The organism is Syntrophorhabdaceae bacterium, assembly GCA_028713955.1.
Lineage (GTDB): Bacteria > Desulfobacterota > Syntrophorhabdia > Syntrophorhabdales > Syntrophorhabdaceae > UBA5609.
This window is the reverse complement of the sequence record JAQTNJ010000010.1, coordinates 19,924-35,787: the sequence shown is the minus strand read 5'-3', so window position 1 is coordinate 35,787 and position 15,864 is coordinate 19,924. Positions and strand designations below refer to the sequence as shown.

The window sequence follows — 15,864 nt, the reverse complement described above, 5'->3', positions numbered from 1 at the left end:
GTGCCATAATGAATTCCCTTTCTTTTTTAAGAATAATCAATATATTATCAAGTGTCAATGGAAAAGGTTTTTATACATGAAAAAGGATTTGAAAAATCAGCTATCGGAAATCGCAAATGACAAGGTTCCTCATCGCTGATGACCATGCTTTGATGCGCCGGGGTTTGATACAACTCCTCAGCGAGGATTTTCCCGATTCTCTGTTCGGTGAAGCATGGAATGCCCACCAGATTTTTGAGAAGGTACAGGAGCAAGAGTGGGACCTTGTCGTCCTCGACATCAACCTCCCTGACAAAAGCGGGCTGGATGTGTTGAAACAGTTGAAGTCGGCCCATCCCGGTCTTTCAATCTTTGTTTTGAGCGTTCACAAGGAAGAAGAGTATGCAGTCCGGGTGCTGAAGGCAGGTGCCTCAGGGTACCTGTCAAAGGATAGCGCCCCTGAAGAACTGGTGAAGGCAGTGAGAAAGATACTCGGCGGCGGTAGATACGTGAGTCCCTCTCTGGGAGAAAAACTGGTTTTTGAACTGGAGAAAGGAGAGGATGCGCACAAAATGCTCTCAGACCGGGAGTACCAGGTGATGCTCATGATTGCTTCAGGCAAGTCAATTACCGAGATCGCCGATACCTTCTGTCTCAGCGTACAGAGTATCAGTACATATCGTTCGCGCATCTTTGAAAAGATGGGTTTTAAGAACAACGCCGAGCTCATTCGTTACGTCATTGACCACAAGCTGGAGTAGACATCCGATTTGCGATTTCCGATTGCCAATTTGCGATTGAAATACAAGAAGGGATTTGCGATTGCCAATTGCCAATCGCCGATTGCAAAGGCAAATACGAGAATAGATTTGCTATTTGCCTATGGTGATTTTTGATTTTATGAATTAACAATTGCAAATCGGCAATTGGCAATTGGAAATAAAATATTGGCATTCGGCAATTGGAAATTGGCAATCTGAAACACTCTGTAGTACTTCTACTACAAAAAAATTAGTTATCCACTGACAGATTCCGAAACTCAATTATGTAATACTTTGAAAAAGTTAAAAAGAAGGATTGCCATGAAACTGTTCATTGCTGATGATTCAGAGATGATGCGGGAACGGATAAGAGAGTTGGCTTTAGCAGTAGAAGGGATTGAACTGGTAGGGGAGGCGGGAGATGTCCGGGCGTCTATCAAGGGTATCCTGGACCTGAAACCGGACGTAGTGATCCTTGATATACGTATGCCGGGAGGCAGCGGTCTCGATGTCCTCCGGGAAATGAAACGGCATCTAAAGACTCCTTTAATCATTGTACTTACCAATTATCCCTTCCCGGAATACAAGGAGATAGCAATTAAATTGGGGGCAAACCATTTCTTTGATAAGGCTACAGAATTCGATGAGGTACAAAGAGCTCTGGAAAGAATGCTGCAGGACAAAAAAGTCAAGGAGAAGTCAGACAATGGCCAGTGAGGGATAACAGCGAGGAGCACATAAAAAGGGGCACAGTACCACTCTTATCTATGAGGGGCCATATTAGCGTCAAGACCCATTCCCGCAAGGAAAGACACGGGCACACATTGCTGTCCTGACAAATAAGGGAGTTGTCATGAAAGCAAAGACAAGAAAAAAAGAAGAACAGAAAGAAAGACCGCCAGACAAGCTCGATGTTCACCGCGACGTCACGCTCCGTAAGCAGATGGAAAAGGCGCTTATTGAGAGTGAAGACCGTTACAGGATAGCAATAGAACATTCCAATGATGGTGTTGCCATGGTGCGTGGCGATAACCATGTTTTTGTAAATAAGAGATTTCTGGAAATTTTCGGCTACGAGCAGGTAGAAGAGATCATAGGGAAACCCATATCGCTTACAGTACACCCCGATGATTGTGAACGCGTCCTGCGGAATAACCGGGGAAGGCAGAAAAACGAATCCGTACCGTCCATATATGAAATGAAAGGTATCAGGAAAAATGGCGAGACGGTTCATATTGAGGTTTCGGCGACAAACATATCGTTGAATGGAGAACCCGCTTCTCTTGCTTACTTAAGAGATGTCACCAGCCGCAAACAAAGGGAAAAGGAGCTTGCAGAGAGTGTAGAAAAGATTACACAGGCAAAACAGGAATGGGAATCACTGGTAGATTCCCTCAGTGAGCTTGTCATCGTCCTTGATGAAAGGGGATATATTATCCGTTCCAACCGGGGAGCTGAAAGTTGGGGTTTCGCACATCCCGGCGATATGGAAAGACAGACACCGCACGATGTTCTCCATCCATATTGCACAAAGTCTGACTGTTACCTCAAGGATTTTATATCAAACGGTTTAAAGGATTCAGCGATCGGTAAACCCGTGGAATTGGAGGTGAAGGACGAGGTATTGAAGCGGTATTTCGATATACGGATGAGGCCTATCCGTACCCAGCAGAATAAAACATCCATGTCAAAGCCTGTCACAAAAAATAATGAAGCAAACCGGATGAACAGGGGTTTTACTGTCCTTGTCCTGCATGACATAACGGAGCGCAGGCAGACGAAGGAGTCACTTTCGGAGGCATATGAAGAACTGAAAGAGGCCCAACAGGAATTGATTCGCATCGAGAAATTGGCCCTTCTGGGAAAATTTTCATCGGGTATAGCCCATGAGATCAGAAACCCTCTTGCAAATATCCGTGCCTCTGCCCAGTTTTGTCTTGCTCAATACGAACGCGATAAAGAGATCAAGAAACACCTGAAAATCATGTTGAGGAATTCTGATCATGCAAACAAGATCATAAAAGACCTTTTGGACCTTGCAAAACCGAGCGATGTTTCTCTGAAATCAGGCAGCATAAATGATGCGATAAACATGGTATGTAATCTTGTAAAGACACGGTGCGAAAAACAGCACATACTTTTGCATAAGAAGATATCCGGTAAATTGTCCCCTATCTTAATGGACGAAGAACGTATGAGAAAGGCCCTCCTCAATTTCGTTGATAATGCCCTGGATGCTATGCCGAAAGGCGGAAAACTTATCGTGAATGCTTACCCATACTTTGACGAAAACAAAATAATCATTACTATCCAGGATACAGGAAAGGGTATCCCGCAGGAAGATCTCGAAAATATTTTTCACCCCTTTTTTACTACGAAACGTACCGGCATAGGATTAGGATTATGCCTTGCAGATGAGGTAATAAGCTCTCACAAGGGAAAGCTTTCCGTTACCAGCGGGGTGGGGGAAGGCACAACGATCACAATAGATCTGCCGATTGCACGGGAAAATTAAAAATGTTTACGCAGATGGAAAAAATACTAATAGTTGACGATAACAAGGATATGCAGTTTCTCCTTTCAAATATATTGAAGAGCAAGGGGTATGAGATATCGGTTGCCGGAGACGGCAGGAAGGCGCTGAAAGAGGTAAAAGGTATGTCTGCAAACCTTGTTTTGCTGGATATACATTTGCCCGATATGGATGGCATAAAGGTTTTAGAAGAAATGAAGAGAATCAATCAGGATCTTGCCATTATCATGCTTACAGCGTATGGAGATATAAAGGGGGCTGTGCAGGCAATGAAACTGGGGGCCTTTGAGTATATTACCAAGCCCTTTGATAATGATGAATTGCTCATTGCCATAAAGAGGGTCTTGCAGACACAATACCTGAGTAAGGAGGTTCAGAGCCTGCGGAAACAATTGGGGGAAAAAACCGCCTCAGACCTGATAGTAGAGCTTACCGGAGAAAGTCAAAGGATGAAGCAGGTTTTTAAGCAGATTGATATTGTTTCTCCTACGAATTTAACAATAGTGCTGCAGGGAGAAAGCGGAACCGGGAAAGAATTGGTCGCGCACCTGATACATAAAAAAAGCCAGAGGAGCGACAAAGCCTTTGTTGCCGTTGATTGTGGTTCCATACCGGAATCCCTTGTTGAGAGCGAACTCTTCGGCTATGAAAAAGGCGCTTTTACAGGCGCAGATACCATCAAAGAGGGTAAATTTGAACAGGCAAATGGGGGTACGCTCTTTTTGGATGAGATAACAAACCTGCCGGACCCAGCCCAGGCGAAATTATTAAGGGTCTTGCAGGAGAAAAGGCTGGAGCACCTCGGTGGAAAAAAAGATATAAAGGTTGATGTCCGGATTGTTGCGGCCTCAAATGTAGATCTCCCCGAAGCGCTGAAGGCGGGAAGGTTCAGAAACGATTTGTTTCATAGATTAAACGAATTTCCCATTATCTTGCCCCCGTTAAGGGAAAGAAAGGAAGATATTCCATACCTTGTAAACCGTTTTCTCGAAGGGGCCAGGAAAGAATTTAATAAAGACGTAAAGGGATTTTCTCCTGAAGCGATGAAAACCCTTCTCGATTATCACTGGCCAGGAAATGTAAGGGAACTGAAAAATACGGTGATGAGGGCAGCCCTTCTGGCAGAATCGGAGAATATTGTCCAGCCATGCCTTTTCCAGGATACCGTTTCAGAACCATATTCAGATCCGAACAATCTATCGGAACAGGTCGACATTATGGCGGAATTGAAGAAGGGCTTTTCACTTCATGAGATTGCCAAAAAGGAAATTGACAATATCGAACGGAACATTATCACGCAGGCATTATACCTTACGGGCGGCAATAAATCAAAGGCAGCAAAGATGCTCGGGATAGACCGCATGACGCTCTATGCCAGACTCAACAAGCATGGAATAAAATAATAACAAAGAAGTGTAAGCCATTCTCTACAACAATGCAGAGAAATTTCTACAAATCCCCGGAATAATACCGCTCGTATTTGTTTTGTGACAATTCTATCAAAAACCATTTCAGGAAAAGTATCATTATAAATCAATGAGATACAGAGCATCTAAGGGAATGTTAACGCATGATTGATGTCCTGGCATGGTCTATGCAAATACGAAAGACATACGTCAAGAACGATAGATTGGTTATTTATATATAGATTGGTTATTTATAGGTTGGTTATTTCAAAAGAGGCAGAAAAGGCGAATGGAAAATATCTTGGTTGTAGATGATAATGAGGATATGTGCCAGGTAATATCGGATGTTCTGAGGGCCGAAGGGTATGTGGTAAGGATAGCTTGCGATGGTGAATCAGCGCTGAATGAGCTCAAAAAGAAAACCTATGACCTTATGGTTCTGGATTATAAACTTTTTGATATGAACGGGTTGGAAGTACTGGAAAAACTGATTGGAATCACATCTTCCCTTTACACGATAATGATCTCGGCTTACGGGAGTGAATCGGTAAAGGCGAGGGCACATGAATTAGGAGCTTATAGTTTCTTCGACAAACCTTTTGATGTGAACGTCCTGATGAAAACCGTCAAGAAGGCATTAAGCGAAAAGAAAAGCTTAATACAGTAGACAATAAGCGGCAGGTAGCCGCAGGCTTCTGCATACACAGGAATATTGAAAGTGTTGGGTTCACCGCTCCCTTTATAAAAGCGGAATCTAAAAAGAAGGGTGGTGTTAATTATGGCAGTAGAAAAAGCAATAGGTTCATCCAGTTTGGTTGAGGTAATCGACAGAATTCTCGACAAGGGAGTAGTTGTCGATGCATGGGTGAGGGTTTCTCTGGTAGGTATTGAAATACTTGCTATTGAAGCCAGGGTTGTTGTGGCATCGGTAGAAACGTACCTGAAGTATGCTGAGGCAATAGGCCTTACCGCAACGGCAGCGTAAGGGTTTCTCAAACTTTGCCAAAGATGGCGGATGAAGGTTCTTGCCGCGTCATCCTCAAGCCTTTACGCTGTAAGAGTAAGGGATCAAAAAGCATGACACGCCAGGAACTTTCTTTCATTTGAGAAGGATGGACAATATGGTGGATACTGTAAACTTAAAACATGTTGTTGAGGAAATTGTTGCTTCATACGAAGAAAAATTACTCTGTACCATTATTGATAATACACAGACGGTTCTTGGTGAATTTGAGGAAATTACTTCTTCATATGAAGATAGGCTGCAAAGTCTCAGCACAATTATTGATAATACACAGACGGTTCTTGGTGAATACCAGGACTCTATGTCAAATACAAAGCAGGAAAGAGAGAGATTAAAAATCGAGTTACGGGATATCCTTGCGAGAAATGAGTCTCTCAGGAAAAAGGATTTTGATACCATGATGAATACTATTCTCTTATCCCAGGATGACAGGGAAAGAGAAGTGAGGGGTCTTCTTAACGGTTACCTTACGGAACAAAGAGATATGGCAAAGACAATAAGAGAGAACCTTGGAAGTTTCAGAGGTTCCCTGAACAGGGATAACATCGATAGGATTAAGGAATTTCATCAGATGCTTCAAGACATTCTCAAAAAACAAGAAGAAAGAAAGGCGGAAGTCACCACCAAGCTAAGGGCATTTCAGAAAGAACAGAGTGAACTATCTTCTACCCTGGTGGAGCTTCTCTCTAAAGGAAGGGAACTCAGAATTAAGGATTTAAAGTTGATGCTCAAGCAATTTAAGACTCAATCGAAAGAACGGGCCGTACAACACCTGGACAGGAAAGAGAATGTACAAATGATGCTCAATTCATTCAGGAAAGAAAGGCTTGAAAGAGTATATGCGTAAATATATTTGAAATAACAAGGAGGAAATTATGGAAGTCGCAAGCAGTATGAGAGATTTAACGGAACATATCCTTACTTCGTATAATGTGAGGACGAAAGCGCTGGGTGATCTTGTAAGCGATACCCGGAAAACGCTGAGTGATTTTACTGAAGAACGGAAAAATATGGGGCAGGAACAGAACAAACACCTGTCAGATTTTAAAAATGGTTTAGCGGCAAGTGTTGATGACATGCTGAATGGTTTTCGTAAAAACCGTAAAACCATGGGTGATGAACAGACAAACTATCTGGAAGGTTTTGCGAATGATCTTACCAAAAATACTTCAGGTATGCTTAACCGGTTATTGAAAGGCCGCCGGCAGATGAGCGATAAACAGGTGAAAAATCTCGGGGATTTTGTAAACAGCCTGACCAGGGATACAAGTGCAATGATGAACGGCTTTAAGAAGACGCACGGCGAGATGTCGGCTGGACTCAAGGATACACTTGCAGCTAATCTGAAAAGCATCCGTATATACACGAGGGATAAGCTGAAAGAATTTGAAAAATCACACGGCCGGATGAGTGATTCGCTGAAAAAGGGCTTAACCAGGTACGTGAACGATCTGGCAAAAGATGTCTCACGCCTCTTGCATGGTTACGATACTGATATGAAGGAAGCTGGAAAATCATGGGACAGGATGTCTTCAAAATTATCCGGCTCGAGAATGAAGACCACAGCTCCATCGGTAGAAATTGTGGAGAAGACTTCCACGGTCCAGGAAGCGATTGAGAAAAAAGGGCTCAAACAAAAGAAAGCAATGCCGGAGGTGGAGATCGAAGGCAGGGTGCTGGAATATATCAACAAGCATCCCGAAGGGGTAAAAGTGGGAAACATGGAGATGGCGTTTGGTCTTCCCAGAATGAAACTGGGAATGAAAGCCAAGAAGCTGCTGGAAAGAGGCAGGGTAAGGAAAGAAGCAAATCTATACTATCCGCTGGAGGCATTTCAAAGCTCAAGGCTCAGGGTTCACGGTTCAAGGTTTTCAAAAGAAAAGCATTGAACTGGAAACCTGAGATTTTAAACAAGAAACGAATTTTATCAGGAGGCTCCATATGGATGATTTTTCGGGTGGTATGAGAAATCTCTCTGAAGATATTCTGACAGGCCATAAGGATAGAAAAGACAGGATACGGGGATTGAAAGACCGGACCGATGCCATTAAAAAGGATACGGCAGAATTTCTTGATGAAACCAGAAGGCTTCATACGGAAATGGGCAAAGACCTGAAAAAGGATTTAAAGGAAAACAGGGACAACCTTTTGAAAGATGTCAATGCCATGAGAGATGACTTCAAGAAAAGAGAAAAAGAAGTAAGGGCGGATTTGGCTGAGGCGAAAATAATCTGGAATGATATTAAGAACATTTTGGGAGGAAAACCGAAATGATTGAAGAAAACACAACAATATTGGAGCCGGCTGCTTTACCTGACTTTGTGGAAACAAAATACATAAAGGATGTGAGTGACAGGGCAGTCTTCTATATAAAGGCGGGTTTTCCGGTTCATTTCAGAGGGGTTTCAGGCACCGGCAAAACTACTCTTGCCATGCATGTTGCAAGCAAGATAGGGAGACCGGTTGTTTTAATTCATGGAGATGAAGAGTTTACCACATCCAATCTTGTGGGTGGTGAATATGGATACAGGATGAGAAAGGTGGTTGACCGTTTTGTCTCAAGGGTCCTCAAGACAGAGGAAGACATGGTCAAGAGATGGGTTGATAACCGCCTCACTGTGGCATGCAAGTACGGGTTTACCCTTATCTATGACGAGTTTACGCGATCACGTCCGGAGGCAAATAACATCCTCCTGTCTATTCTGCAGGAACGGATTATGGATTTGCCGGCAGGAAGAGGGGTGGAAGGGCCATATCTGAAGGTACACCCCGATTTTACCGCACTGTTTACCAGCAATCCCGAGGAGTATGCCGGAGTGCACAGAAGTCAGGACGCCCTGAGAGACAGAATGGTAACGATGGATTTAGACCACTTTGACCATGAAACAGAAGTTGCCATTACCCATGCAAAATCGAGACTTCCTAAAAAAGATGTAGAAATGATAGTAAGGATCGTCCGGGGCTTAAGAGAATCGGGCAAGTGCGAATTTGCGCCGACCATTCGCGCCTGCATTATGATTGCAAGGGCCGCAAAGATCCAGAATTTATCACCTTCCCGTTCGAACGGGATGTTCAGCCGGATGTGTCAGGACGTATTGTCGTCTGTTACAAGCAGGGTAGGCTCAAAAACAAATCAAAACAGGGTGAAGGAGATAGTGGAAGGTTTAGTAACAACACACAGTAACTGACAATGCAGAATATTGTGTTAAGCGGGAGGTTATATACATGAAAGCGCTACAAGAGATTGCAACAATCAGGAACTTAAGAAGCATGCATTCCATTGGTGCACGGTCTATCCCGAAGGCTCAAAGGTCTCCCTATCTTGACCTGTATACTCTGAAGAAAGAGAAAGACAGGCTGGAGAAAGAAACTTCCCTGCTGGAAAAGAAAAGGAAAATAACAGGTCGCTTATTGAGTGATGTAAATAAGTTGATTGTGGGATTACAGGAAGAGGTACGGAGAGAAAGAGAGATAAAGACCATTAAGCATACAAAGGCAGACCCTTTAAAGACAATGCCGATCAGGTATTAATAAAGGGGAAATGTGAAAGGCGAAAAGTAAAAGGTGGAAGGAAATCGTGAAGCGGGAAAATACCGTGATACGAGTTACCAATTACGAAGATAGGAAGGAGTAAAAATTATGGCAGGGGAAAAGAAGGGCAGTAAAAAAAGTGGTGATACAATCAACATCGATTTCGGGATTGGAGACCTGGGACTGGGAGGACTATTCAAGGGCATTGAAAAACTGGTGGACCTTGCATCTGAACTGGAAAAGGCAGGCGGCGAGATAAAGAAAGAAGGCGAGATAGATTTCAGTAACCTGAAAGACGGTATGAAGGGCGTATTCGGTTTCTCTGTGAAAACGGCAGTGGGGGGAAGACCTGTTGTTGAACATTTCGGCAACATCAAAAAAACGCCTCGTGGCGCAAAAGTCGAGGAAGAAAGGGAACCGATAACCGATATCTTTGATGAAAAAGATGAGATCCGGATATATGCGGAAATGCCGGGCGTGAATGAGAACGATATAAAGATTGACCTTAAGGGGGATATACTCAACATTTCTGCAAAAAGCGGAGACAGGAAATACCTTAAGGAGGTTCTGCTGCCGGCTAAGGGAAAGGACAAGGCGTTCACCTCTTCTTTTAAAAATGGCATCCTGGAGATTAAGATAAAGAAATGATGGGGATTCTTGATGGGATTGACCGGACTAAGCGATGCCCCTTTGAAACTGATTCTCTTTGGCGGCAAGGGAGGTGTTGGAAAAACAACCTGCGCTGCAAGTGCCGGTCTGTATTTATCAGAAATATTCAAAACATTAATTATCTCTACTGACCCGGCCCATTCTCTTTCTGACAGCCTGGGACAAAAGATTGGCGATGGAGTTGAAGATATTAAAAGCGTAAAAAACCTCAGTGCGATCGAAATAAGCGCAAAAAAAGCCTTCTCAGCCTTCAAGGCAAAATATGAAAAAGAAATTAAAAAAATTATCGATACCTCTACCTATTTAGATCCCGAAGATGTCGAATCGGCATTTGCCCTTCCAATCCCCGGCATAGATGAAGTCATGGGGCTAAAAATAATAACGGACCTGATAGAAGAAGGGAGATTCGATAAGTTTATTGTCGATACAGCGCCCACAGGCCATGCATTAAGGCTTTTAACACTGCCGGACATGCTGGATGACTGGATCAAGGTCATGGCAAAGATGCGATGGAAATACCGCTATGTGGCAACGACCTTCGGCGGGAAATACAGGCCCGATGAAGGTGATGATTTTCTTGTGGAAATGAAAAAGACCGTCACCAGGATACACAGTCTCTTCAAAGACAGTAAGCGATGCGAATTCGTTGTTGTTACAATCCCGGAGGACATGGCTGTTCGGGAAACGGAGAGAATGATAGGCTACCTGAATGCATACGGGATAAAGGTGAAACAATTAGTGATTAATAATGTGGTGCCGCAGAACGACCATTGTAAATTCTGCAGAGAGAAAAGGAAGGGACAGGAAACATATATCGATTACCTGAGAAAACATATGGACAATATCCGGATTACAGTTACCCCCCTGTGTCCGAGAGAAGTGAAGGGCATTGATGCGCTGGGTAACTTTAAGGAGTCGTTGTTTCAATAAAATGGAGAAATAAAGATGTCTCAAGGCCCCCTCAACACAACCCACTTCAAATCCTCGCCGGTCTCCCCAAAATCGGGGAGGCCTCCAGGCGAGGGAAAACAGCCCTTCAAAACATTTAAAAAAACATCGGAGAGACAATGAAAGAGAAAAATAAAGAGGCAATTATGGCCCTTAAGGTGAAAGAGGCATTACCAAGGGACGTTGGGAGGGCCATTGTCCGGATTGACCCTGAAGATATGAAAGCGCTCGGATTAGACGTCGGCGATATTATCGAGATTGAAGGGAAAAGAAAAACACCCGTAAAGCTCATGCCCTGTTATGTTGAAGAGAGGGGGAAGAAACTCATACAGATGGACGGCATAACGAGAGAAAATGCAAAGGTTGGCATAGACGAGAAGGTGAAGATTCGGAAGGTAAACCACAAACCGGCAGCGAGAGTCACAGTCTCCCCCTTGACGCTTTCGAGCCTGTCTCAAAAAGACAGGGATGTCAGGTATATCGGTACGCTTATCGAAGGGTTGCCGGTAATCACAGGGGACAGGGTAAGGGTTACTCTTTTCGGTTCCCGGTCAAGCGATTTCAAGGTTTTGAGCACGAACCCCGATGGCGTGGTAGTAATAAACCCGGGAACACAGATACAAATAGAATCGAGAGAGGCAGGAGAGCAGAAGACTACAAAGATTTCCTATGAAGACATCGGGGGACTGGGGCATCAGATTCAAAGAATCAGGGAGATGATTGAACTGCCCCTGAAATACCCGCAGATATTTGAGAGACTCGGGATTGACCCGCCCAAGGGCGTACTGCTCTATGGGCCTCCCGGAACAGGAAAGACGTTGATCGCCCGGTCTGTGGCGAACGAGACCGAGGCCTACTTTACAAGTATCAGCGGGCCTGAAATCATGGGTAAGTTTTACGGGGAAAGCGAAGCGCGTCTAAGGGGCATATTTGATGATGCCCAGAAGCATGCCCCTTCAATAATCTTTATTGACGAGATCGATGCCATTGCACCGAAGAGGGAAGACATGGGCGGTGAGAAACAGGTTGAACGGCGTGTTGTCGCCCAACTCTTATCGCTTCTGGACGGATTGCAGTCGCGGGGACAGGTGATTGTCATCGGAGCGACAAATATTCCCAATACCCTTGACCCGGCCCTAAGAAGACCGGGAAGGTTTGACAGGGAGATTTCAATCCCCATCCCGGACAAAAACGGGAGATTGCATATACTGCAGATTCATACGAGGGGCATGCCTTTATCAGGGGAAACTCATCAGGGAAGTGGTGCAACATCCAACGGGGTCGATCTGGAAAAGTTGGCCGAGATCAGCCACGGTTTTGTGGGTGCAGATCTGGAGGCATTGGCAAGGGAAGCAGCCATGTCTGCGCTCCGGAAGATTTTACCTAAGATTGATTTTGAAGTGGATGAAATCCCTTATGAAACACTCCTGAAACTGGAAGTAACGATGGACGACTTCTTCGACGCCATGAAAGAGGTTGAGCCTTCTGCAATACGGGAGGTGTTCGTAGAGGTGCCTGATGTACGATGGGATGACGTAGGCGGTCTCGAGGACATTAAACAGGAATTAAAGGAGGCGGTAGAATGGCCCATAAAATATGCCGATGTCTTCAGAACTGCCAGTACCCAACCACCAAAAGGTATTCTCCTTCATGGACCACCCGGTACAGGGAAGACCCTGCTTGCAAAGGCGGTTGCGAGTGAGACAAAAGTCAACTTTATCTCCATAAAGGGGCCGAGTCTCATGTCAAAGTTTGTCGGTGAAAGCGAGAAGGGTGTTCGTGAGGTATTCAAAACGGCAAAACAGGCCTCACCGGCAATCATATTTTTTGATGAAATTGACGCCATCCTCCCGAGAAGGGGTTCGGGAATCGGGGAATCCGGCGTAACGGAACGGGTGGTGAGCCAATTTCTGGCCGAAATGGACGGCATTGAAGAACTTAAGGGAGTGGTAGTGCTGGCTGCCACCAACCGGCTCGACATGATTGACCCTGCGCTCCTGAGGGGTGGAAGGTTCGATCTTGTCATTGAGCTCCCTTTCCCTGACGAAGATGCACGTTTTTCCATATTTGAAATCCACACCCAAAACAAACCTCTCGGCAATGATGTGGACTTGCATGCATTAGCAAGGGAATCCGACAATCTGGCTGGATCGGATATAGAGTTTTTATGCCGGAAAGCCTCTATGCTGGCTATCAGGGAATTTATAAACCAGACTCCAAGGGCGAAACTTACTATAACAAAGAGGCATTTCGGAGAGGCGTTACAACTGGTACAAAAACAGAAGGCATCCATATATACGGGGCAGGATGACATATGAACAATACAGGTAAATACATATACGGCGTAATGAATACCGGATCCCATGCAGCGGGTTCCGGCCTGTTGACCTCAAACGGCATTTACACCGTACCCTATAGGGATGTCTCTGCGGTAGTGAGCGACAACGGAATAATCGATTATACAAACCTGCCAGGCGATGTGGCAGCACGGCACCTTATTCAGCATCAACTGGTGATTGAGAAGGTAATGCAGGAATGTACCATCATCCCTATGAGACTGGGGACGTATGTTCTCAATGAAGACGAGATTATGCAGGTCCTGACTAAGGGATACCGGATGTTTAAAGAGATTTTTAAAGAGGTTGAAGGCAGGATGGAGATTGATGTTATAGCTTCCTGGGTTGATCTGAATACGGTCATCAAAGAGGTATCCGGGAATGAAGAGGTAAGGGCATTGAAACAATCCCTTCTCAATAAGAAAGAAGGCGTAACAGTCGATGACCAGATAAAAATGGGTGTGCTCATTAAAGGTTATTTGAATAAGAAAAAAGATGAATACACCCATACCATAAAGGATTCATTAAAAGGCCTCTGCCGGGACATGAAAGAATATACAATGACGGACGATGTGACAATCATGAATGCTGCCTTTTTTATCGATAACGGTATCCGTATTCCTTTTGAAGAAAGGCTGGATGAGCTAAACAACGGTTTCAGCGGAAAGGTCCATTTCAAGTATATCGGGCCCCTTCCTCCTTACAACTTTTATGTCCTTGAAATAAAAAAGCTGCAATACGAAGAGATCGACCGAGCAAGAAAAAAGCTCGGCCTCAACGTATGTGCATCGAAAGATGACATCAAAAGGGCCTATAGAAGTTACGCATCCGTATATCATCCTGACAAACAATTTAATGCACAATCCGACGATACGCAAAGGGCAGAAGCAGAAATGGAATATGGCGAAATCACAAAGGCATACGGGCTGCTCTCTGAGTATTGCCAACATGAAAGCTGTTCTTTCGAAGAGGAAGACTTTGCCGGGAATTCAATAATCGTAAGGATAAAGGAACAATAATGGAGCATGAGGGTAAGTATATATACTGCATCATCAGCACACAGCAGGACAGAGATTTTGGTCCTATCGGCATCGGGGGCAGAGATGACAAGGTGGGCACTATCGGGGCCGATGACCTCGCAATGGTAATCAGCAGTCACCCGTTAATGAAACTCGTGGTCAACCGGGAAAATATCCTGGCCCATGAAAAGGTTATTGAAGAGGTGATGAAAGAATATACTGTTTTGCCGGTGAGGTTCTGTACGATTGCATCGAGTACTGATGAGATACGGAGCCTTCTGTTCAAAAGGTACAGGGAATTCAAGAATCTTCTGAGGGACGTGGATCACAAGGTTGAGCTTGGCGTTAAGGGGTTGTGGAAAGATATGGACAGTATCTTTAAGGAGATCGCAGAGGAGAACAAAGAGATCATAAAAATAAAGAGAAGACTGAAAGGGGGAGCAGAACAAAAGGATATACAGGCAAGGGTACGGCTTGGCAAGCTCGTTGAGGCTGCTTTGAAGAACAAAAAGAATGGAGAAACCGAAAAGATTGTTGACGCCTTCAAGGTCCCAGCCTTTGATTGCAAGCTGAATAATACCCTTGGCGACGAGATGTTCATGAATGCCTCATTTTTAGTGAGCAAGGGAAGGGAAAAGGAATTTGACAACATTATGGAGGAGCTAAGCGAAACGCAAAAAGACAGGATAAAGTTTCTGTATGTAGGACCACTGCCTCCGTATAATTTTGTCAACATCACCATCTATCAGGAAGAGTGGGAGAAGTGAAGGCAGTGAACAGTGAAAGGTAAAATGTGAAAGGTGGAAGGTGAAAGGCAGTTTGAGGTTTAAAGTTCAACGTTGAACATAGAATGGCTTCTTTGCGGAGAGCGGAGGGTAAGATAAAGTGGCGGAAGAAGGAATATACATATACTGCATAATCGAGTCAAAGGAGCCCCATCATTTTGGCGCCATAGGCATCGGTGGAAGGGGCGACGATGTATACACCCTATCCTTTAAGGATCTCGGGGCTGTAGTGAGCAGATCGCCCGTCAGGAAATATCCTGTTGCCCGTGAGCATCTGATTCCCCATGAACAGGTCATCGAAGAGGTAATGAAAACCCATACGGTTTTGCCGGTCAGGTTTGCGACCATCGCTGAAGATGAGGAAAAGGTAAGACTGATATTGGAAAGAGAACATCACAGATTCGTCGAGCTGTTAAAAAATATGGAGGGCAAGAAGGAGCTCGGCTTGAAAATAATGTTCAAGGAAGACCTTGTGTATAAGGAAATTCTTGAAAAATACGATGATATAAAGGCTCTGAAAGAGAAGATCGCACTGCTGTCACCCGAAAAGTCTTATTATCAGCGGATGGAGATCGGCAGGATGGTTGAAGCTGCTCTCCGGAAGGAGAAAGAATCGCACAAGGAGGATGCATTAAGCAGGCTATCGCCCCTTTCAGAACAGGTTAAAACGAACAATACGTATGGTGACCTGATGATCGTTAACGCCGCTTTTCTGGTGACAAAAGAAAAGGAGAAAAAATTTGACATGGAAGTTCAGGGGCTTGCAGACAGGTTTGGCAGCAAAGTAAGGTTTAAATATGTGGGAACCCTGCCGCCGTTTAATTTTGTTAATCTGGTGATCAGTATGGAGGCCATGTAATCGTCAAGGATCGA

The 15,864-nt window shown here is 44.5% G+C and carries 17 protein-coding genes; all 17 read left to right on the top strand.

The window, feature by feature from the left end; all coding sequences use genetic code 11:
- Positions 1-116: 116 nt before the first annotated feature.
- A complete protein-coding gene (locus PHU49_02070; GenBank protein MDD5242779.1) occupies positions 117-740 on the top strand; it encodes a response regulator transcription factor in 624 nt (207 codons plus the stop codon).
- A gap of 321 nt (positions 741-1,061) precedes the next feature.
- Positions 1,062-1,457: a response regulator transcription factor gene (locus tag PHU49_02065; protein ID MDD5242778.1), complete on the top strand. Its 396-nt coding sequence runs from the start codon at positions 1,062-1,064 to the stop codon at positions 1,455-1,457.
- 136 nt (positions 1,458-1,593) lie between these two features.
- A complete protein-coding gene (locus tag PHU49_02060; protein ID MDD5242777.1) occupies positions 1,594-3,255 on the top strand; it encodes a PAS domain S-box protein in 1,662 nt (553 codons plus the stop codon).
- A 14-nt stretch (positions 3,256-3,269) separates the two neighbouring features.
- A complete protein-coding gene (locus tag PHU49_02055; protein MDD5242776.1) occupies positions 3,270-4,676 on the top strand; it encodes a sigma-54 dependent transcriptional regulator in 1,407 nt (468 codons plus the stop codon).
- Positions 4,677-4,968: 292 nt separating this feature from the next.
- Positions 4,969-5,346, top strand: a complete 378-nt coding sequence (locus PHU49_02050) for a response regulator (protein MDD5242775.1) — start codon at positions 4,969-4,971, stop codon at positions 5,344-5,346.
- A 111-nt stretch (positions 5,347-5,457) separates the two neighbouring features.
- Entirely contained in the window at positions 5,458-5,664 is a 207-nt protein-coding gene (gene gvpA, locus PHU49_02045; protein ID MDD5242774.1) for a gas vesicle structural protein GvpA, read from the top strand.
- 136 nt (positions 5,665-5,800) lie between these two features.
- Positions 5,801-6,550: a hypothetical protein gene (locus tag PHU49_02040; protein MDD5242773.1), complete on the top strand. Its 750-nt coding sequence runs from the start codon at positions 5,801-5,803 to the stop codon at positions 6,548-6,550.
- A gap of 28 nt (positions 6,551-6,578) precedes the next feature.
- Positions 6,579-7,592, top strand: a complete 1,014-nt coding sequence (locus PHU49_02035) for a hypothetical protein (protein MDD5242772.1) — start codon at positions 6,579-6,581, stop codon at positions 7,590-7,592.
- A gap of 52 nt (positions 7,593-7,644) precedes the next feature.
- Positions 7,645-7,977 (top strand): hypothetical protein, encoded by a 333-nt coding sequence (locus PHU49_02030; protein MDD5242771.1) that lies wholly within the window; start codon positions 7,645-7,647, stop codon positions 7,975-7,977.
- On the top strand, positions 7,974-8,891 hold the full coding sequence (gene gvpN, locus PHU49_02025; protein MDD5242770.1) for a gas vesicle protein GvpN: 918 nt from the start codon (positions 7,974-7,976) through the stop codon (positions 8,889-8,891). Before PHU49_02030 ends, gvpN begins: the two co-directional genes overlap by 4 nt.
- Positions 8,892-8,928: 37 nt before the next feature.
- Positions 8,929-9,234, top strand: coding sequence for a hypothetical protein (locus PHU49_02020; GenBank protein ID MDD5242769.1), 306 nt, complete (start codon positions 8,929-8,931; stop codon positions 9,232-9,234).
- Positions 9,235-9,342: 108 nt separating this feature from the next.
- Complete coding sequence (locus PHU49_02015; GenBank protein ID MDD5242768.1) at positions 9,343-9,882, top strand: Hsp20/alpha crystallin family protein; 540 nt, start codon at positions 9,343-9,345, stop codon at positions 9,880-9,882.
- Between the two features lie 12 nt (positions 9,883-9,894).
- The gene (locus PHU49_02010) at positions 9,895-10,833 is read left to right on the top strand and encodes an ArsA family ATPase (GenBank protein ID MDD5242767.1); all 939 of its coding nucleotides are present in this window, start codon (positions 9,895-9,897) and stop codon (positions 10,831-10,833) included.
- A gap of 137 nt (positions 10,834-10,970) precedes the next feature.
- Positions 10,971-13,169: a CDC48 family AAA ATPase gene (locus PHU49_02005; GenBank protein MDD5242766.1), complete on the top strand. Its 2,199-nt coding sequence runs from the start codon at positions 10,971-10,973 to the stop codon at positions 13,167-13,169.
- Positions 13,166-14,206 (top strand): GvpL/GvpF family gas vesicle protein, encoded by a 1,041-nt coding sequence (locus PHU49_02000; protein MDD5242765.1) that lies wholly within the window; start codon positions 13,166-13,168, stop codon positions 14,204-14,206. Before PHU49_02005 ends, PHU49_02000 begins: the two co-directional genes overlap by 4 nt.
- On the top strand, positions 14,206-14,973 hold the full coding sequence (locus PHU49_01995) for a GvpL/GvpF family gas vesicle protein (GenBank protein MDD5242764.1): 768 nt from the start codon (positions 14,206-14,208) through the stop codon (positions 14,971-14,973). Before PHU49_02000 ends, PHU49_01995 begins: the two co-directional genes overlap by 1 nt.
- A gap of 118 nt (positions 14,974-15,091) precedes the next feature.
- Positions 15,092-15,850: a GvpL/GvpF family gas vesicle protein gene (locus PHU49_01990; GenBank protein MDD5242763.1), complete on the top strand. Its 759-nt coding sequence runs from the start codon at positions 15,092-15,094 to the stop codon at positions 15,848-15,850.
- Positions 15,851-15,864: the final 14 nt, after the last annotated feature.

Excerpts from the sequence above, each read along its gene's own strand:
- PHU49_02070 (MDD5242779.1), top strand. The coding sequence starts at position 117 with ATGACAAGGTTCCTCATCGCTGATGACCATGCTTTGATGCGCCGGGGT.
- PHU49_02065 (MDD5242778.1), top strand. The coding sequence starts at position 1,062 with ATGAAACTGTTCATTGCTGATGATTCAGAGATGATGCGGGAACGGATA.
- PHU49_02060 (MDD5242777.1), top strand. The coding sequence starts at position 1,594 with ATGAAAGCAAAGACAAGAAAAAAAGAAGAACAGAAAGAAAGACCGCCA.
- PHU49_02055 (MDD5242776.1), top strand. The coding sequence starts at position 3,270 with ATGGAAAAAATACTAATAGTTGACGATAACAAGGATATGCAGTTTCTC.
- PHU49_02050 (MDD5242775.1), top strand. The coding sequence starts at position 4,969 with ATGGAAAATATCTTGGTTGTAGATGATAATGAGGATATGTGCCAGGTA.
- gvpA (MDD5242774.1), top strand. The coding sequence starts at position 5,458 with ATGGCAGTAGAAAAAGCAATAGGTTCATCCAGTTTGGTTGAGGTAATC.
- PHU49_02040 (MDD5242773.1), top strand. The coding sequence starts at position 5,801 with ATGGTGGATACTGTAAACTTAAAACATGTTGTTGAGGAAATTGTTGCT.
- PHU49_02035 (MDD5242772.1), top strand. The coding sequence starts at position 6,579 with ATGGAAGTCGCAAGCAGTATGAGAGATTTAACGGAACATATCCTTACT.
- PHU49_02030 (MDD5242771.1), top strand. The coding sequence starts at position 7,645 with ATGGATGATTTTTCGGGTGGTATGAGAAATCTCTCTGAAGATATTCTG.
- gvpN (MDD5242770.1), top strand. The coding sequence starts at position 7,974 with ATGATTGAAGAAAACACAACAATATTGGAGCCGGCTGCTTTACCTGAC.
- PHU49_02020 (MDD5242769.1), top strand. The coding sequence starts at position 8,929 with ATGAAAGCGCTACAAGAGATTGCAACAATCAGGAACTTAAGAAGCATG.
- PHU49_02015 (MDD5242768.1), top strand. The coding sequence starts at position 9,343 with ATGGCAGGGGAAAAGAAGGGCAGTAAAAAAAGTGGTGATACAATCAAC.
- PHU49_02010 (MDD5242767.1), top strand. The coding sequence starts at position 9,895 with ATGGGATTGACCGGACTAAGCGATGCCCCTTTGAAACTGATTCTCTTT.
- PHU49_02005 (MDD5242766.1), top strand. The coding sequence starts at position 10,971 with ATGAAAGAGAAAAATAAAGAGGCAATTATGGCCCTTAAGGTGAAAGAG.
- PHU49_02000 (MDD5242765.1), top strand. The coding sequence starts at position 13,166 with ATGAACAATACAGGTAAATACATATACGGCGTAATGAATACCGGATCC.
- PHU49_01995 (MDD5242764.1), top strand. The coding sequence starts at position 14,206 with ATGGAGCATGAGGGTAAGTATATATACTGCATCATCAGCACACAGCAG.